At 26.3% G+C, this 20,632-nt stretch carries 14 protein-coding genes; 6 read left to right on the top strand and 8 right to left on the bottom strand.

The features are described from left to right. Positions 1–1,608, top strand: coding sequence for an MAG5620 family putative phospho-sugar mutase (locus tag ACJA22_RS02510; protein ID WP_406616690.1), 1,608 nt, complete (start codon positions 1–3; stop codon positions 1,606–1,608). 56 nt (positions 1,609–1,664) lie between these two features. Here ACJA22_RS02510 and ACJA22_RS02505 read toward each other — a convergent pair whose 3' ends face one another. The 8 genes from ACJA22_RS02505 to ACJA22_RS02470 form a co-directional block, all read right to left on the bottom strand. Continuing rightward, on the bottom strand, positions 1,665–3,383 hold the full coding sequence (locus tag ACJA22_RS02505; RefSeq protein WP_406616688.1) for a GIY-YIG nuclease family protein: 1,719 nt from the start codon (positions 3,381–3,383) through the stop codon (positions 1,665–1,667). 2 nt (positions 3,384–3,385) lie between these two features. Next, the gene (locus ACJA22_RS02500) at positions 3,386–3,727 is read right to left on the bottom strand and encodes a thioredoxin (protein WP_406616686.1); all 342 of its coding nucleotides are present in this window, start codon (positions 3,725–3,727) and stop codon (positions 3,386–3,388) included. 9 nt (positions 3,728–3,736) lie between these two features. Further along, on the bottom strand, positions 3,737–5,755 hold the full coding sequence (locus ACJA22_RS02495) for a hypothetical protein (RefSeq protein WP_406616685.1): 2,019 nt from the start codon (positions 5,753–5,755) through the stop codon (positions 3,737–3,739). Positions 5,756–6,474: 719 nt separating this feature from the next. After that, positions 6,475–7,212 carry a type I restriction endonuclease subunit R, EcoR124 family gene (locus ACJA22_RS02490; RefSeq protein WP_406617564.1) on the bottom strand — a complete coding sequence of 246 codons (738 nt, stop codon included), beginning with the start codon at positions 7,210–7,212 and terminating at the stop codon, positions 6,475–6,477. A gap of 125 nt (positions 7,213–7,337) precedes the next feature. Continuing rightward, the gene (locus ACJA22_RS02485) at positions 7,338–9,626 is read right to left on the bottom strand and encodes a type I restriction endonuclease subunit R (RefSeq protein WP_406617558.1); all 2,289 of its coding nucleotides are present in this window, start codon (positions 9,624–9,626) and stop codon (positions 7,338–7,340) included. 37 nt (positions 9,627–9,663) lie between these two features. Further along, entirely contained in the window at positions 9,664–10,776 is a 1,113-nt protein-coding gene (locus tag ACJA22_RS02480; RefSeq protein WP_406617557.1) for a restriction endonuclease subunit S, read from the bottom strand. A 1-nt stretch (position 10,777) separates the two neighbouring features. Beyond that, a complete protein-coding gene (locus ACJA22_RS02475) occupies positions 10,778–12,376 on the bottom strand; it encodes a type I restriction-modification system subunit M (RefSeq protein ID WP_406617556.1) in 1,599 nt (532 codons plus the stop codon). Positions 12,377–12,378: 2 nt separating this feature from the next. Continuing rightward, a complete protein-coding gene (locus ACJA22_RS02470; RefSeq protein WP_406617555.1) occupies positions 12,379–12,957 on the bottom strand; it encodes a restriction endonuclease subunit S in 579 nt (192 codons plus the stop codon). A gap of 330 nt (positions 12,958–13,287) precedes the next feature. On the opposite strand from ACJA22_RS02470, the gene ACJA22_RS02465 reads away from it, so the two are divergent. The 5 genes from ACJA22_RS02465 (at position 13,288) to ACJA22_RS02445 (ending at position 20,596) form a co-directional block, all read left to right on the top strand. Further along, the gene (locus ACJA22_RS02465; RefSeq protein WP_406617554.1) at positions 13,288–15,504 is read left to right on the top strand and encodes a hypothetical protein; all 2,217 of its coding nucleotides are present in this window, start codon (positions 13,288–13,290) and stop codon (positions 15,502–15,504) included. A 136-nt stretch (positions 15,505–15,640) separates the two neighbouring features. Next, positions 15,641–16,768, top strand: a complete 1,128-nt coding sequence (mnmA, locus tag ACJA22_RS02460) for a tRNA 2-thiouridine(34) synthase MnmA (RefSeq protein WP_406617553.1) — start codon at positions 15,641–15,643, stop codon at positions 16,766–16,768. A gap of 9 nt (positions 16,769–16,777) precedes the next feature. Next, positions 16,778–19,414 (top strand): alanine--tRNA ligase, encoded by a 2,637-nt coding sequence (gene alaS, locus ACJA22_RS02455; RefSeq protein ID WP_406617552.1) that lies wholly within the window; start codon positions 16,778–16,780, stop codon positions 19,412–19,414. After that, a complete protein-coding gene (gene ruvX / locus ACJA22_RS02450; RefSeq protein ID WP_406617551.1) occupies positions 19,407–19,844 on the top strand; it encodes a Holliday junction resolvase RuvX in 438 nt (145 codons plus the stop codon). Before alaS ends, ruvX begins: the two co-directional genes overlap by 8 nt. Next, a complete protein-coding gene (locus ACJA22_RS02445; protein ID WP_406617550.1) occupies positions 19,838–20,596 on the top strand; it encodes a BC85_0335 family putative methyltransferase in 759 nt (252 codons plus the stop codon). Before ruvX ends, ACJA22_RS02445 begins: the two co-directional genes overlap by 7 nt. Positions 20,597–20,632: the final 36 nt, after the last annotated feature.

Raw genomic sequence — 20,632 nt, 5'->3', positions numbered from 1 at the left:
ATGAAAAATAAAGAAATTAGGCAAGATGATATTATTTTATATTGTAATAATTCGCTTATTTTAAAGGCTGATAAGAAAATGACAATAAGTGATTTTTCTATTCAACTTTTATGTGAACTTTTTACAAAATATATTTTTAACAACAAGAACCAAAAGCTACTTGTTTCATACGAAGGCAATTCAAAATATTATCCAATTATTAATGGTTTTAGTTTTTATTTAACTAAAAATAACCATTTAGTTTACAATTATGACTCAATTTTAGGGGTTGATTCTTCGCTTGATGAATTAGTGTGCCGCGATTTAAAACTTGATTATTGTGTTAAAGTTATTTCAAATTATCAAGATAATAATATCTCAGTCAAAATCTATGATGCTAATGAAAATAAAAAGAAATTTATTTCAGGGGAAGTATTAAAGAAAATTGCTGAAGAATTTAAAACTTTAATTAGTGATAAATCAAATGCTATTCCATATGAAACTACTTATAAAACTGAATTAGCAAATCTTGAATTATTCATTCAAGAACAAGCCTCAAAAAGAGAATTACTTAGAGCGTTTGTTAATGTGCGTCCTAGATATAAATCTAAGAACTTAATTATTACTAATGAATTCTATTCTAATGAGCTAATTAATAACTTGCTTACAAATTACGAATCGAATTTCTCGCTTAAAAAAGCTGATCTAAAAACTAAGTTATATCTTTTCTCATTTAAAACTTTCCAACATAGAAATTATTTCAATAATAATTACCAAAGTCTCATTAAAATAGATGAATATGGAAATTTAGACGTGTCTTGTTATATTAACCATAAACTAGTTAATATGAACTTAAATGAAATAATTTTAGTTTATTTAGACTTCTTAATTGAAGAGTTAAAACGTGGTAAATCAGTTAATATAAAAGACCTTTTTGTTTTAATTGCTCCTAATACTTCATACCAAATTATCGAGCTTTTAAAGCAATACAATGTTAAATATATTTATTGCAATGAAAAGTCATATCAAAACTTAATTAACAATAAGAACTGTTTATTTGCTTATACATATAATAAGATCAATGCTAACCCTCGTTATTCATATTTATTCAATAATTATTACTTCTTTATTTATTTAATTTGAATGCTCAACACTTATGTTAATCGTAACAATCTTTTAAGTTTTAAATATAATAAACTCAAAGAAAACTTTGGAAATATTATCTATAAAAATTCTAGAAAGAAATTCGATCATAATTTAATACCTACTTTGATTTCAGCACTAATTAATAATTATAAAAAATCAAACATTTATGATGCAATTAATGTCTTTAAATTTTGAGTAGACGATACATATGCCTTGCTTAAATTAGTTAATACTAGTTCTAAGCATGCAACTATTTTAAGTTATGATTATGTAAATGAACAATTAATAATTGAAAATCAATTATGTACTGAATATAATCAAAGCGATGTGCCTTACTTCATGAATTTTCATAAAATGAAATCGTTTATTAATAAAACAATTAAGAAAGTTACTAAAGAAAATAAAGTTCAATTCGATGATGATAAAACTAGTGAATTAAACGAAAAAGAGCTTAACGAAAATATAAAAAATCTCTCTAATTAAAGAGAGTTTTCTTATGCCTAAAATTGACTTATTAACCTATTTGATAGCCAAATAAGCTATTTATCATATTCCTTATTAAATATCTTTAGAGCTATATTCTTTGGCACTACTTTTTCTAATTCTTCTAAGGATGCATTATATATGCTTGAATAATCTTTAAAGTGTTCAAGCAGTTTTTTCTCCATTACTTTACCTAATCCTTTAATCTTACTTAAAGAACCTTCAAGCGAAGAAATCTTATGTCTTTTTCTTAAGTGCGATTTAGCAAATCTATCAACTTCAATTTGAATTTCAGACATGAAGTTAAACAATTCTTGATTCTTGAAATAGATTTCATTTTGATTTAAATCTATTAAAGCTCTAGTTTTGTGGTTATCGTCTTTAACTAATCCAATTACTGGAATATTAAGATCAAGCATCATTAAGGCTTTTTTAGCTTCTTTCACTTGAGCTAAACCACCATCCACTATAATAAGGTTGTAATTCTTGCTATTTTTATCACTGGTAAAGAATCTTGTAATTGATTGTTTCATATATTCAACATCAGCATGGCGAGTTGAATCTTCATCTAAATTAAATTTACGATATAAACTTTTATTCTTGATACCATTTGTGTAAGTGATAGCAACACCAACTGGTATTGTGTTATTTAGGTTTGAGTTATCGAAAATAACAATATTAGTTAAATCATCAATAGGGACATATTGCTTCAATGCATCTAACATTGATTTAGCTTTTTCGTTCACTGATTCAACATTAAGATGTTCATTTTTATAATAATCTTCAAGGTTTAATAAACCTAATTCTAATACCTTTTTATTAGCACCTATTTTTGGGCTCACAAATTTATAATCATCTCCAAAGTTTAAATTAAGTTGCATGAACTTATCTTCAACGATAAAAAAGTCAGGCAAAATCTTATTTTGATAATAATGTTCTAAGAAGTATCTTAAACTTTCTTCAACATTAATATTAATCGGAATAATAATATTTTCCTTATTAATTAAGATACCAAATCTATAGAATAATAAAGTAATAAAAATTACATTATTATCTATTTTATAGGTAAAAACATCAATATTATTGGTTTGGCTTAACTCAATAATTTGATCTTCTTTGTATTTATTTAAAAAGTTTAAAGTGTTCTTTAAATCTAAGGCAACTTCGAATTGTTCTTGCTTTGCTGCTTCAAGCATTTTGGTTTTAAGTTCATCTAAATATTTATTATTTTTAAAGCTTAAAATTTCTTTTATTTTTAAAAATTGACTCTTTCAAAATTCTGGATCATTATTTTGAATTTTTAATCCGTTTTCATATAAAGCTATTCTTTGTAATCATTTTAATAAGATAGTAGAACCATAACCTAAGGGAAATGGTCCATAGTAATATGTATTTAATTGGTTTTGTTGGCTAATCTTTCTACTTAAAGAAATATCTAACCCGTTTTTAAGTAATTGAATTTTTAAATAAGGATATCTTCTATCATCTAAAAGCAAAATATTATATTCAGGATTATATTTTTCAATCAGTCTTCTTTCAAGTAGCAAAGCTTCTTTATTGGTTTTAGTGATATATGTTTCAAAGTTGTGAATGTTATCAACTAACTTATTGGTTTTGTATGAGTTAATAGCACCTTCAAAATATTGATGCATACGGTTTCTTAAATTTTTAGCTTTTCCAACATAAAGAACATTATCATTTTCATCTTTTCAAAGATAAATACCTGGATTTGTACTAACAGTTTTTAATTTTTCTAAAATTTCAGCTTTAGTCATTTTTAATCCAATAATTCAAGAATTCAATCCATTAATATTTCTTTAGGATAGAAATTGTGTCCAATGTTATTAATATGATTATTCTTCATAATGCAAAATGTAGGTACTTCCAAGACTTGATATTTTGTGTTAGGTTCAAGATATAAATTAGATTCTTTAGCATCGATTTCTATTATATGAAAGTCATTTCTTTTAGAGAAATACTCTTCCACTTGATAGATATTATTTCTCATAATCTTGCACATTTGATCATCTTCTAATGTAAAAAACAATAAATAAACATCGTTTTTATTATTAGGGCTTTTGATGATTGCTTGCACATCTTCTCAACGCATTTTAGTCATATTTACCTCTTATTTTTTATCACTTAAAATTGGACTTTCTCAGCTATCATCATCTTCATTATTTTGTGAAGCATTCTTATCAATTTGACCATTTTCATCAAGTATTACAACTTGTGAATCGAATTGGAAATCAAAGTTCTTTTGTGTGTTCGTATTTTCTTTTTTATCTTGTGAAATAGGATTATCAGTCGAAATAGTGAATTTATTTTCATCATTAACGATTGTATACATTTGTGTTTTATTATCAGTATTGCCTTGGTTAATGTGAGCTAAATTTACTCCTTGTTTTTTAACAGCTTCTTGAACTTCAATTGTATCGATTTCAAAGTTAATTTCAGCTTTAGGATTATTAATTACACTTGTTACGTTTTCATTATTTTGAATTGAGATAGTTGGTTGTTGTTCATTTACTTCAGTTTCGGCAGTATCAATTAAAAATTCATATTTATTATTTGTTTGACTTTCTTCAGGAGAAGGTAAAACATTATGAGTTTGTGTTTTTTCTTTTATATTGGTTTCAACAGTAGCTTCAGCAGTATCAACTAAGAAATTAAAGTCTTGTAATTGATTATTCTTTTGACTATCTTCATCAAGTATTTCTTGAGTATCATTAATTGCTTTAATTGTTTCGACAAATTGAGTATTAGTTTGTTCTGCTTGTACTACTTTATTTTCAATTGTTTCATCGATTGTTTCAGTTATGATTAATTGATCCAATTCAGTAGTTTTTTGTTGTTGAAGATTAATATTTGTTTTTTCAACAATTTCTGGAATTGTATCTTCTTCATCTTTTTCTTTTTCACTTTGGAAAGCAGATTTATTCCCAAAATAAATCACATCTTTTTCTATATTGTTTTTGTTAAATGAATTAATTTCTCTAGTATCAAAATCTCTTAAAGTGTATTCTCTTGAGACTTCATTAGTTTTATATGATGAAACAGGATATTGAACTTCTACAATAATTGGATTTGGATCAGCAGATGCTATTAATAAATCTGGACTATCATTATATTTAGTTTTGTTAGCTCTTAAGATTTTCATAAAATCACTATTAGCATCATCATTATAACTATTTCTCTTAGCAACAATTTTAAAGAATTCTTTTAAGCTTGAGTTATTACTCAATGTATTAATATTCTTTTTAATTTGTTTATCAAGGTATGCGAATTTAACTTTATATGGATCAATGTCTAAAACTTTAGCAGCTTTACGGTAAAACTCAAATAAAGTTTTAACTTGGTTTGTATAGTAAAAAGGTGAAATTTTTCTTTGAATATTTTTTTCAATTATAGGCAATGTACATTTGTTGCGATTTAAATTTTTAAGGTATAAAATAGGCTTAATGGTAATTAAATATAATCATGAAAAAGCCATAATTGCTAGTGCAACAAATCAAGCTAAATAAGGTGAAAATGCAATAACATACATTAAGTTAAAGATAGTATCAGCATAAACTCCGACATTTAAATAAGCATGAGGTAAGATATTACTATTAGCTATTTTTCCATCCACTGTAAATGATTTATATCATCCATTAGTGTAAATTTGTCCAATTTCACTAGGCTTAATAATTGTGCTAGACATATCAACTCTTTGGAAAACTAATACTGAGTGATAAATAATTGCTATTGCTAAAAGATTTAATCAAATAAATGAAATTAATGATTTTCTAAAGGTTCAATAATCAACCCGGGTATATGAATAAAATCACCTTAAGTAATGTTTCTTAAATCATGGGCTAATTCACCGAATAATTAATGAAAGTCAAGATCCTATTAATATTAAAATAGTAAGATCACCAAAAGCTAAACCAATACTATATAAATAAACTTCTCTTAATAAGTCATTTTGAGTTAAATTACCATATTGAAGCATTACAAAAAAAGCACTAACAAAAGCAACTACTATAAATTTAAGTAGTTCTATTGGAACTGATAATTTAACATCAGCCACAATTTCGTTTTGTTTCTTAACCTCTACATTAGAGATATTCAACTTTTTGTTTAACTTACCAAGTGTAACTCTCATATTATTTAAATTATAAATATTAATATTATTTAGATAAGAAAAAAGTATTAGTTATTTAATTTGATTCAGGCAGTTTAAGAGCACATTAAATAGGCGGCATATATATTCACCTTTAATACTCAAAACCATAATTTAGCGAAGAAAATATATAACAAAAAGCGAAGAAAAAGTATAATGAAAAGCGAAGAAAAAGTATAACAAAAAGCGAAGAAAAAGGTGAATTGACCATGAAAAAGCTTAAATAAACTTAATAAAAATGGAAATAATTAAATGATTATGTGAGTCATAATAATGATAAAAACACTGATGCTTAATAGGTTGAATTTGGATAATTTATGGTTTAAATACTTGAATTTTAAAGAATAATAGTAATTCTATTTAACATACAGTAATATATCAATTTTAAAATTATATTGTTAGGGATTTTGATTAATATCCAAGCTACAAAATAAAATATTTTGACTTATTTTTAAGCATTAACAATTTATCTAAAAGCAAAATTTTGTAATACTAGTAATTTAAAAAACTTTCAAAAAATTACTTATTAAAAGAGAGCTTTTTAATAGGTGTTTTTTATGATATAAAAATGCAATATACCAAAATGTATACTGCATATTTAGAAAGGTAATTTTGTGAGTTAATTTTCTTAAAAACACTATAAAACAGCAAAATTAAGGAATAAGTATAATTTATAATTAATCTTTTGTTTTCTGATTTTATTATTCATTGTATAAATCTATAAGTTTTTGAATTTCTTCACTAACTTTAGCTTTAAGACCTTCTCTATTTGTATCATCACTTTTATCAAACATTGACATAGGTTTAAAAATGTTTGTGAATTTTGTTCCATAACTGTTAAGTTCATTATCTCTAATTGCATTTTGAATAAATTTTTTAGCTTCTTCTGGCTTAAGATTAAATTTATTTATTAAATTATCAATTTGTTTTTCTTTATCTTCTGAAACGAATTTATCAAATTGTTCTGGTAAGTTAGAATAATCGTTTGTTAAATTAATAACATTAAGGAATGCTTTTATCAATAAATCTTTATTTCTTAAGGTGTAACTTGATCTAACAATTCTATCAATGTAAATTGTCATTTCTTGTTCAGACATATTTTCATTATGTGCTTCTTTTATCTTAGAAAGAATATAGTCAAAATCAACATCATTAGCTTTAACAAGTTCAATTTCAAAAACAACATCATCTAAAATTGAAACAGCTTCGCCTTCACGCCGTTTGTCGAATTCATCTTTTATATCTAAGTAGAAACTTTGATAATCTTGCATTTCACGATCGGTTAGAATTTGCTTGTCCGGTGTTCATTCTTCAGTAAAGACTTTAAGAATATTTAAAAGGTAAAGAATTTGTCCAAATGTTTTAGCAAAAAGTTCTTTTGCCGAATTACCTTGAATTTGTTCTCCAAGTGGAAACTCAGTTTTAAGTTTATCAATTAAAGATACATATGAAGGCGTCTTAGAATCCGCTCCTTTACTATAATAGTCCTCAAATGGTTTAATTTTAATTAAACCACTTGTATCACCATCCCCGTAAGCAGCGATTGCTTCATCAACATATTTTTTTAAATTACGGTAGCAAACAATGTACCAGATGTTTTCACGCTATTTAAGATTCTATTAGTTCTTGAAAATGCTTGAATTAACCCTTGTTCCTTTAATCATTTATCTACCCATAATGTGTTTAAAGTTGTTGCATCAAATCCTGTTAAGAACATATTAACAACAATTAAAAGATCAATTTCTTTATTTTTCATTCTCAAGCTTACATCTTTATAATAATTATTAAATTTCTTATCACTAATGTCATAATTAGTTCCGAACATATTGTTATAGTCTTTAATGGCACTTGCTAAAAATTCTTTAGAGCTTGGATCTAAACGTCTTGTTGATTCATTATTTTCGTCAATTTCAGTTAAAAATTCACTATCAGGTTCTTCATATGAATCTTCATTTGGAGCTCAACTATAAATTAAAGCAACTTTAAGTCTATCTTTTTCAGGGAGCTGAGCTTGTTGTTCTTTAAATTCTTTATAGTAAGCTTTAGCTGCTTCTATTGAAGAAGTAGCAAGCATTCCATTAAAGCCATAGAATTCTTTTGTTATCTTTTTTTCTTTTTCATTATTAACGCTTTCAGCAATATTTGAAACCACAGTTAGAGAATACTTATTGTCGTTTCTTTTTGTTTTTATTTTATATTTTTTAAGAATATCTTCAACAATGACTTTGATTCTCTCTGGCGCTCTAAGTGCTTCTTCACTTTTAATATCTGGAACTAATTGACTCTCAATCTTTTCTTTTGCTTTAATAGTATTAATGTAATCAATTTTAAAAGGTAATACATTCTTATCTTCAATAGCTTTTGCAATAGTATATGTATGAAGTTTTTCTCCAAAGACTCCTTCAGTTGTAAAAGGAATTCCGCCGCCTTTTGGCATTTGAGCAAATTTTGCAAAGATTGGGGTACCAGTAAAACCGAAAAGAAAATACTTTTTAAATTTTTCTGTAATACTTTTGTGCATAGATCCAAATTGAGAACGGTGGCATTCATCAAAAATAATAACTATATTTTTATTGTAAACATCGAGGCTGTCATCTCTCTTAATTAATTTATATAGTTTATTAATTGTTGTAATAATAACTTTAGATTCTGCATTTGTTTTGTTAACCATTTCTTTTAATTTTGATGTACTAGTAGTAGCATTTGCAGATCCTTTTTCGAACTTTTCATATTCAACCATTGTTTGATAATCTAAGTCTTTTCTATCTACAACAAATAAGACTTTATCAATAATATCCATATCTTTCATTAAAGTAGCTGTTTTGAAAGATGTTAATGTCTTACCACTACCGGTTGAATGTCAAATATATCCTCCAGCTTTTTTAGAACCTTGATGATTTGAATTATATGCTGCTTTAACCTTATTAATAATTCTTTCAGTTGCTACAATTTGGTATGGTCTCATAACTAATAATTTTTTATCACTAGTAAAGACACAATATTTAGTAAGTATGTTTAAAAGTGTATTTTTAGCAAAAAAGGTATCAGTAAAATCTACTAAGTCCAAAATATTCTTGTTATTAGCATCAGCTCAATATGAAGTAAACTCAAATGAGTTACTTTTTCTCATTATATAATCGCCTTTAAAATTATTGTTGCTTCTTCTATTTTCACAAACAACATTTTGTCTTGTTGTATTAGCATAATATTTTGTTTCAGTTCCATTTGAAATAACAAATATTTGGACGTATCTAAATAGTGATCTAGAAATATTGAAACTATCATTTTCATATCTTTTAATTTGATTAAAAGCTTCACGAATATTTACGCCCCGTCTTTTTAATTCAATATGAACTAACGGCAATCCATTAACAAGAATTGTAACATCATAAATATTTTTTCTTCTTCCTTCTTTAGGTTCATATTGCTCAATAACTTGTAAGTTATTTTTATGAATATTTTCTTTATTTATTAAATAAATATTTTTAGAAGTACCGTCTTCAAACTTGGAATGTATGATGTAATCTTTTTGAATTTTTTCAGTTTTTTCTTCAACATTTTCTTCCTCGTTGCTAATGAAAGTCTTGTAGAAAAAATTTCATTCTCTATCATTAAATTTAACGTCATTAAGTTTTTCTATTTGCTTTTTTAAATTACGAAATAAATCATCTTCATCTTTAATATTTACTTTTTCATAGCCTTGTTGCATCAATTGTTTAACAAAGCTTGCTTCTAATTTAGCTTCGCTTTCATATTCAGAAAACTTAGGTTTATGTGAAATATACTCAGCTAAAACCGTGCTATCTGAGTCTTGCATTATAATATCTTTTTCTTTAACTTCATTAAGTTTCATATTTACCTTTCTTTATTTTTATTGCTGTTTTATAGTATTATTCATCTTTTTTAAAATCTAAAAGTAAATCTCTATAATACTTAAATTGTTTGCTTCTGAGCCCAATTTCTGCTGGTAATCCAGAATTAATTTCTTGTGAGTATTCTGATAATTTATCGAACATTGAAACTATTTTATTTTGAGTTTCTATAGGGGGTATCTTTATTTTAATATCAGCCATAACATTACTCATCAATTTTGGATTACTATTATCATAATTTACATAGTCTTTCGAAACCAATGATAAAGCATAATATAAAAATTTTATATTTGTCTCTTTATCATTTTTAATTTTCAATAAACCACAAACATTTGTTACATTAAATTTGCCTGATCTGTAAAAAATTGTTCCAGCATTTGCACCATCAGTTGTTCAGGTGAGATAATTGCCATCAAAATCATATGTATTTATATTCCCCAATATACCATTGTTTACAGTTTGTGAAGAATATACAGGGTACATTCCTTTATTATTTGCAATGAATTGTTTTGAAATTACTTTACCTCTTGTTATTTCACACATTTCAGATATTGTTTTTATCTTAAAGTCTTTAAAATTAAATAAATTATTTTTTCAAAATTCAAATTGCTTCCCTCTCGCTTCCAACTCCGCTTTTAGCTCCGCTTTTAGGATACTAAATCTTTCCAAGATTTCAACTATTTTTTCTTGCATTTTTAAAGGGATTTTTGGTATTAAAAGTTTTGAATAGTTAGAAATTCATTGTCTTGAATGCTGATCAATTTCATAGGTGATAGTTTGCATAAAATAATAAACAAACATAATTGAAACATCTTGAATTTTAGGTATAAGTATTTTGCAAGCTGATGACCTTACTTTGAATGGAAAATTAACTAATTTAAAAGAAGTTGTAAAATCATCAAAAAGTATTACAGGTTTTTCGTTAGAAGCATAAAAAATATTATTATTATTTTTTGTGTATCCTAATATAAATTGTTTACCAGGAGTTAAAACTGGAATGCCGTCATCTTCAAAATCTTTTATTTTTTCTATATATTTTGCTGGTTGGATATAATCAACTACATCTTCGAGCTTAACCCACTCATATCCATCAGGACAATACTTATTTATTAACTGGTCCAAATAAGTCATATTACTCCTCGATTTCTTGGATGATTTTATCTATTTCTTTTCTTAGAACATCTATTTTATGGGTTAATTCTTTTAATTGAGTATTAACTTCAACAATATTTATTTTTTCCGATGTATCTTCAGGTTTTACATATGTAGAAACTGATAAGCTATAATCATTTTCTTTAACTTCTTCATAAGGAACATTTCTTGAAATATATTCTTTTTCTTCTTTGAAACGATAAATATCTAAAATATTTTTAATATTTTTATCACTTAACTTATTAGTGTTTTTTTCTTTAACAAATTCATTTGAAGCATTAACAAAGAAAATGCTGTTGTCTCTTTTGTTCTTTCTTAAAATGATAATACATGTTGCAATTGAAGTTCCGAAGAATAAGTTTGGAGGTAATTGAATAATAGCATCGACATAATTATTATCTATTAAGTATTGTCTGATTTTTTGTTCTGCACCACCACGGTAAAGAACACCAGGGAATTCAACAATAGCAGCTGAACCTTTAGAACTTAATAGATGTAAAATATGCATAACAAAGGCTAAGTCAGCTTTAGATTTAGGAGCTAACACACCTGCTGGTGCAAATCTTTGATCATTAATAAAAGTAGGATTGTTATCACCATCTCATTTAATTGAATATGGAGGATTAGATACAATTGCTTCAAAAGGAGAAATGTTGTCAAAATAGCATGGATTATTTAACGTATCTCCGTGTTTAATAGAGAAATCAGCAAAATTAATACCGTGTAAGAACATATTAATTCTAGCTAAGTTATATGTAGTTAAATTAATTTCTTGTCCAAAGAAACCTTTTGTAACATTTTCTTTACCTAAGATTTTTGCAAATTTAAGTAATAGAGAACCTGAACCACAAGCTGGGTCGTAAACACTTTCAACTTCTTTTTTCAATTCTCTTTTATTATTACTAAAATCAACTAAAGTTAAAGATGCTAAAAGTTCACTAACTTCTTGTGGGGTAAAGAATTCACCACCACTTTTACCAGCGTTAGCTGCATACATGGTCATTAAGTATTCGTAAGCATCACCGAAAGCATCAATGTTATGATCATGAAAATCACCTAATTGCATTTCATTAATTGCTTCTAGAATACTGCACAATTTCTTGTTTCTTTCGATGACAGTATTACCTAATTTATCATTATTTACATTAACGTCATTAAATAAACCTTTAATATCATTTTCACTTGGGGTACCAACAGCTGAAGCTTCAATACTTTTGAAAATTTTATCTAATGTTTCATTTAGATTAGAATCATTGCGACATGTTTTAGCAACATTTTTAAATAAATTACTTGGAGCAATGTAAAAACCTTTTTCTTGAATTAAAACGTTTTTTACTTTTTCAGCTTCTTCATCACTTAATTCTGCATAATCAAAGTTTTTATTTCCGGCTTTTCATTCATTTGAATTAACATAGTTAGTTAAATTTTCAGAAATATAACGGTAGAATAAAAATCCTAAAACATATTGTTTAAAGTCTCAGCCATCAACTGACCCACGTAAATCATTTGCAATTTTTCAGATAGTTTTATGTAATTCTGCTCTTTGAGCTTCTTTTGAGTTTGTAATATTTTTAGCCATATTTAATTCCTTCCTTTATCTTGACTTTTAGTTAAATAATATTCAATTCTTTTCTTCTCTAAATCAATAACCTTTTCATATAAGTTATTAACTTCATATGAGTTATTGACATATTCAATCACTTTTTGTTGTTCTTCTGGTGGTATTACATTAATTTCTAATGAACCTAATATTTTATTATTAATATGTTTTGATACAGAACCTGCTGATTTAAAAACTAATAATTCTTGAACTGTATCAATCTTCAATAAGTATGCTAAGTATTTCGGCAATATTCCTTTTAAATTTCTAATTACAATAAAATTAGTACTAATTAAAATGCCTTCATCTTCTTTTTTTATAAATGCAATTTCATAAGGATACATATTACGAACAATAATGTCGCCTTCTTTAGTGAAAAATAGACTATCTATATGATCATTAGAATAGAAAACATCTAATTTATCATGAAGTACATCTAAGTTTCTTCCTATTGATTTAATAGATAATAATTTATATGCAATCGCTTCTTTATTTTCAACCGTTTTTTTACGTGCTAATAATCAACCAGTACTAATTTGTGATATATCTTTTAGCTCCATGTTACCTCCTTCTTTTAATCTTATTATACACTATTTTGCTGTCGTTATAAAGAATTTAGAACAATAAATTAATTGTTGAAATTTTGGCTGGGTTTTCAATAAAAATAAGATATACCAACGTTTAAAACAAATGAAATATTTTTTAATAAAATCATGAAACAAAAAGCATCGCTAAATATTAAAAATCAATATATATAAAATAATAATAAGGTAGAAATTTTAGTCGTTTTATCATGAAAACTTTTCATATTTTCCTTGAATTTTCAGCGTTTTATTTTAAACATAGTTTAAAAGATATAATTATTTATATCTAACAAAAGGAGAATGAATATGAAAAAAATAATTATTAAATTATCTTCAATAGCTACACTAGCTTTGCCTATGTGCGCAATTAGTTGTCATAACAATGGTAAACAAAATGACATAAATATTAATAAAGATCAAAAAGATAAAGAAAATACCAATAAAGAAAATCCGGTAGAAAATAAAACAAATGAAGCTGATAAATTTGGAGACGAAACTGAAGGATTAATTCAATTAATTAATTCAAATGTTAAATATTTTAATGAAGCGTGTTCAAATATAAAAGATTATGTATTTATTTATGCTAGAAATAATAAAACAATTTATGCATATAAATCAACAAATGCTGGTGGTTCGCAAATTGATTGAAAGAATCTTAATGAAGAATATGCAATAGCTAAAATAAACGATACAAATTATTCAAGTAATTATCAACTAGCAAATAACCAAAATCCAATTAAAAATGATAAGATCAATAACTTCTTAAATGTATCTGTTGATGCTGATAAAAATGTAATATTAACCTATAAAACAGCAATATTTGGAAATAATATAGTAGTTTCAACAAAAGAATTTAAAGTAACGCTAGGAAAAATATTAGATGATCAAAGTTTGAAAAAAGTAGAACTTTTAAATGAAAAAACTAAAGAAGTTTCATTTGATTATAAAGATAAAGCAAACACATATGTTAAAGATGCTAATCTTGATTTAATCATCAAAAATATACCTTCTGGATATTCATTAAGTAAATATAAAGCAGTTATCAATGAAGAGACAAATGATATAACAATCATTTTCAAAATTAAAAAAGATGGCACTAATATTGAAAATGAAAAAAATCAATCATATGTAATAACAGGTTGAAAGAAAACACAAGCAATGATTGATAAAGAGAATGAAGCAATCAATAAATTAAATGAGGAATTGAATAAAGTAATTGTTCAATATTTAGACGAAAAAGCATACGTTTTTGTCCAAAAGAATAAAGCTATTCTTAACTATGAAAATAAACCTAATTTTGTTGTTTCTGGTTATGATGAATCATTATACTCAATGAAACTTAGTGATTTAAATGTAGACAAAAATGAAATTAAGGTTGAACTAATCGTTAAAAATAATGAAAGTGTTAAAAATAGTAAAGTAATAACTATAAGCAAAGAATTTAAAACTGGAATTAATCCTCATTCAATGACTGAAGATGAGCAAAAAACTTATCTAGAAAACTCTTTAAAAGATAATGTAATTTATCCATATTATTCAAAAGACAAAACATATATTGAAAGACTTGAAACAGATAAACTTAATGATAAGTCATACTTTATTAAAACTAAGAATAATTCTCTTGAATATGTTTATTCAAAATTAAGAAAAGATGGCGATAAATATTTTGTTAATGTTGAAGTTTCATTCAAAGATTGACCTGAAAGTATAAAGGTAAATAAAGACTTAGAAATAGATTTAAGCATAAAAGGACTCGATATTATTAACGAAGCAAGAATTAAAAGGAATCAAGAACCATTACAAGATCAATTCGCTCCAAGTTCAACACTTGACCCTGAATATAAGGCTACATTTGATTTATCTAAATTTGTTGAAACTCCTCAAGATGAATATCTAACAAATGATCTTGCAGCTAAAATCGTGCAAGAAAAATTAATTAAATCTTTAAAAGATAAACAATTATCATTAATGAATGAAGAAATTGCTAAAGAGATTATAAAACAGGGAGATAAGTTTATTGTAGCTCAACTTTATGACCCTAAATTTAAAGATAAACCTGAATATAAACTATATGCTTTTGTAAATGCCATATGTTTTACTGAAAAACAACAATTTATGGTATTTTCAAAACCTGAAATAGTTGATAATAAAATTATTTCAATCAAGGTTTCATTTGTTTCAATTCAAAATGCAAATGCTAATGATTTTTCAGCAGTTTCATCAACTAGAGTAAAAGTTAGCGAAGTTTATAATGGTGAAGCATTATTCCAAAAATATCTTTTAACTAACGCATTAAAAAATGAAGTAGTTTTAGAAGTTTCTAATAAGAATCTTAAGCCTAGTGAAGTTAAAAAAGAAGATATTATTATCAAACAAAAACCTGAAGGATACAACCTTGAAATTGTTGAACTTAAGCCATATGATTCAAAGAAAAAACTAACTGTATATATAGTACTTAAAAATGCTGACGGTTCTAAAGAAACCTTCAAATTTGCAAAATCAATCACAGGATTTCAAAAGTAAGAATAATTAAAATTCTTTTAATTAAGGGCACATTTTAATAACAAAAATGTGCTTTTTATATTATTTTTAGCCACTAATAATAACTATTTTAATTTTCCTAATTAGATATGAGTTTTAGTATAATATTTAAATTATTATGAATAAGAACAAGCAAAAAGTTATTTTAGGAATGTCTGGTGGTGTCGATTCATCAGTATGCGCGTATTTACTTCTTCAACAAGGATATGAAGTTGAAGGTCTTTTTATGCGTAATTGAGATTCTTTAATGAATAACGATTTGTTAGGCAATGAAAATATCTCACAAGATATTTGTCCGCAAGAACAAGATTATCAAGATGCATTAGCAGTCGCAAATAAGCTTGGCATTAAATTACATCGTGTTGATTTTATTAATGAATACTGAAACGATGTTTTTAAAAACTTTATTCAAGAATATGAAAAAGGTAGAACACCTAACCCAGATATTTTATGTAATAAGTTCATTAAATTCAAAGCATTTGCCAATTATGCTTTTGATAAATTAGGGGCTGATTATATAGCGATGGGGCATTATGCTAAAGTTGAAAATGGACATTTATTTAGGGCAAAAGACCAGGATAAAGATCAAACTTACTTTTTAGCTCAACTAACTCATGAGCAACTCGAAAGAGTTTTAATGCCTTTAGCTGATTTTGCTTCAAAAGCTGAAGTTAGAAAAATAGCTGAAGAACAAGGTTTAATAACCGCGAAGAAAAAAGATTCAACTGGAATATGCTTTATTGGTGAAAGAAGATTCACTAAATTCTTACAAAACTATATCGCAGCTCAGCCTGGTGAGATAGTTGATATTGTAACAAATAAAGTTTTAGGTAAACATGATGGATGTTTCTATTACACGATCGGTCAGCGTAAAGGACTTAATTTAGGCGGATGTGATGAACCTCATTATGTATGTGGTCATGATGTTAAGAAAAATATTATTTATGTCGCCCCCGCTAGTGATTTATCCTATTTAACTAGTGATATGTTAGTCGCTTCTTCAGTTACACTGAATAATTCAGACTTTGATCCAAATAACTTAAGTGCGAAATTCAGATATAGACAAAAAGATATTAAAGTTAAAGTTGAATTTTTGCCTAATAATACTATGAAAGTGAATTATCCAGAAACAGCACAAGCTGTAACACCCGGACAACAAGTTGTTTTATATGATGGCGAAAAATGTCTAGGTGGTGGTATTATTGAAGAAATTTATTTCGAAGGTAAAAAGAAAAAATATTTATAGGAGTTAATTATGAAACCATTAAAATCAAATGAAATTAGAAATAAGTGATTAAACTTTTTCAAAAATAAAGGTCACTTAATTGTTGAAAGTAAATCATTAATCCCAGTTAATGATCCTTCATTATTATGAATCAACTCTGGTGTAGCAACCTTAAAAGATTACTTTTCAGGTAAAAAAATACCTCCTGCACCTAGATTAACAAATAGTCAAAAAGCAATCAGAACTAACGATATTGAAAATGTTGGTGTAACTTCAAGACACCACACCTTTTTCGAAATGCTTGGTAATTTTTCAATTGGAGATTACTTTAAAAAAGAAGCTATTGCTTTTGGTACAGAGTTCTTACTTAAAGAATTAGAAATGGATAAAGATAAGTTATACATGACTTATTTTGAAGATGATGAAGAAACCAAGAATTACTGAATTGCTAACGGTATTGATGAAAGTCATTTAATTAAAGGAACAAGAGATACTAACTTCTGAGATGTTGGTTCAGGTCCTTGTGGTCCATGTACTGAAATCTTTTATGATAGAGGCGAAAAATATGACAAACGTGGTCTTGAATTATTAAAAGAAGACATTGAAAACGATCGTTATATTGAAATCTGAAACATTGTTTTCAGTCAATTTAATAATGATGGTGAAAATAACTACACCGAATTAAAACAAAAGAATATCGATACTGGAGCCGGTTTAGAAAGAATTGCATCAATTATGCAAGATGTTCCAACAAACTATGATTCTGATTTATTTATTAACATCATTCATGAAATTGAAAAATACACTCCTTATAAATATGACATGGATAACTACTTCAAAAAAGATCCAAAACAAACTGAAATTAATACTAACTTCAAAATTATTGCAGACCATGTTAGAACTGTAGTTAATGCTATTGCTGATGGTGCTAAAATCTCGAATGTAGGTAGAGGTTACATCATTAGAAGATTAATCCGCCGTTCATGCTATAAAGGTATGCAACTTGGTATTAAAGGTTTATTCTTATACAAATTAGTTTTAGTAGTTAAAGATAACTTACCATATGATTATGATTCAAAAATGGTAGCTAAAGCTATTAAAGATGAAGAAATATTATTCGGTAAAACAATCGAAAACGGAAAATTATTACTTGAATCACATATTAAAGACAATACTAAAGTATTTAGTGGTGAAGTAGCATTTAACTTATTAGAAACTTATGGTTTCCCTATTGAATTAACTGAAGAAATCTTACGTCAAAAAGGTATTGAAGTTGATATGTTAGGCTTTAATACAGCTAAAGCAAAACATATTGAAGCTTCAAGAGGCGATAAAGTAGCTGGTATGGCTAAAGTTATTAATTCACTTGCTTTAATCAAAGGTAAAATTGATAAGTTCATAGGTTATACTGATTTACAATGTAAAACTAAAGCTTTAAAATTAATGAATAGTGAAACTTTCGTAGATCAAATTGATGGTCAAGGATATTTAATTTTAGAACAAACACCTTTCTATGCAACTAGTGGTGGTCAAAGACACGATAAAGGTTACATGGTTCAAAATGGTAAAAAAATCAAAGTAATTGATGTGTTCAAAGATAAATATGGCAATCATATTCATTTAGTTGAAGGCAAGGTTAATGATAAAGACCCTATTGAATGTTATGTTGATCCTGAAATCCGTTTAGGCTTAGAAAGAAACCACTCAGGTACTCACTTAGTATTCTGTGCTTTAAGAAAAGTTCTAGGACCTCATATTGAACAGTTAGGTTCAGATAACAATGAAGAAAGATTAACTTTCGACTTCCCTGCTGATGAAAAACCAACTGATGAACAAATTAAAGAAATTGAAGCTTTGATGCATTCATACATTGAAAAAGATATCAATAGAGAATACTTAGTTATGACTATTGAAGAAGCTAAAAAAATGGGTGCTTTAATGACAATTGGTGAAGAAGAATACATGGATCCTAAAAACATTAGAGTTGTTCGTTTCGGTAATATCACAAGCGACTTATGTGGTGGTACTCACTTAAGCAATACTAAGAAATTAGAAAACTTCAAAATTACTAATGTTGAAAGAAAACAAGCTGGCATTTATAGATTAAGAGCAGTAAGTTCAAATAAATTAGTTAATGAATTCTTACATGATAAAAACACTAAATTAAGAGATGAACTTGAAAAGATAGTTCTTAAGAATAAAGAATTTGATTCTAAATACAAATTAGAAATTAAAAAATATGACAATTTAGATCAAGAAAACGCTGAAATTGAAGAATTAATTCTTAAAGCTAGAGAAGATTATAAGAATCTTCTTAAGGCTAACTCAAATATTGAATTTGACTATGAAACAGTTAAATTTGAAAAAATTAATAATAATAACGTTTATATTAATTTAGACTTAGATGCTTCACAAGTTAAAATTATTGCAGCTACAATTAGAGATAAATATCAAAGTGAAAATCCAATTGTAATTGCTGGATCTAAAGAAAATAACCAAGTTCTTTTATGTATAGCAACTAGAGCACTAGATGCTAATAAATTGTTTAGAGAATTTAGCACTAAATTAAATGGTCGTGGTGGTGGATCACCAATTTTAGCAATGGGAAAAGTAGATAATAACGCTAAAATTACTGAAATTATCAAAGAAGGCATTCTAAATGCGTAAATTAGGACTTGATTTAGGTACTAAAACTTGTGGTCTTGCTATCACAGATGCAGACGCAATTATTGCAAGCCCACTTGAAACTATTAGATTTGAAGAAAATGATTTTCAAAAATTAATTGAAGAAATTGAAAAACTTCAAAAAGAATATAGTAATTCAATTGATGCATTAGTGCTGGGCTATCCTTTAAGAAGTAATGGAACTAAAAGCGAAAGAACATTAATGGTAGAGGAAGTAGCTGACTTATTGCATGAACACTTTTTAGACTTATCAATCTATTTTACAGAAGAATATGGCACAACAATCATGGCTGAAAGAATTTTGAAAAGTGCAAATTTATCTAATAAAAAAACTAGAAAAGCAAAAGATACATTAAGTGCTGTCATAATTCTTAATGAGTTTTTAAATAATGGAGGTCAAAAGATATGATAGAAACTACATTAATTAAATTAGCACAAGCAGTAGAAGCTGGAAGTGGCAAAACTGTTATTTCAAAACAACTTTATTGAGGTTTATTTGCTTCAATGATTATTGTAGCTGTGCTTGGTTTAGCTGTATTTTTAGGAACTTATCTTAAAACTATCTCAATGAAAAAGAAAATTGATAAAGAAAGAAAAGAAGCAACTGAAAAAGCTGTTATGGATCAAAAGGGTTCAGCATTAGGTCAAATCCCTGAATACATTGATAAAACTTTTGCACCTAACATTGACCCACTTGATAGAATGCAATTAATTAATACCATTTACTTAAATAGAGCAAAAAATGTACTTTTAGCTGGTCAAGATTTAGAAAATATTTATTTATCTTTAACTAAAATGACATTAGCAAATATTGAAGTTGAAGAAACGGGTATTAATGAAGAAATATGAAATAAAGGGGCAATGCGTAATTTAGAAGAAATTAATTCATATCCAAATTATCAAGATCCTGAAAAAACTATTAGTTATGACTTAGTTTATGTTATTGAATCAAATTTAAACAGCTTTGAGATATTTAAAAAATATTATCCTCAATTAAGAACTGATGGCATGCTTGTAGTTATTCAAAATCCTTCTACAAAAGTAGACTTAAAACTTTTAGCAAAAGAATTAAAACAACAACAAATCAGATATGAAATATCTAAAAATAAAGCACAATTTTTATATGTTATAAAAATGGATGAAACTTTAAATACTAATATATAATTATTAAATAATAATTAATTACATGAATTCATAAAA

Origin of the sequence: Mycoplasmopsis adleri (genome assembly GCF_045276205.1) — a bacterium.
In the GTDB taxonomy this organism is placed as follows: domain Bacteria; phylum Bacillota_I; class Bacilli_A; order Mycoplasmatales; family Metamycoplasmataceae; genus Mycoplasmopsis; species Mycoplasmopsis adleri.
The sequence above is the reverse complement of the archived record's forward strand: the minus strand, read 5'-3'. Positions and strand labels throughout refer to the sequence as shown.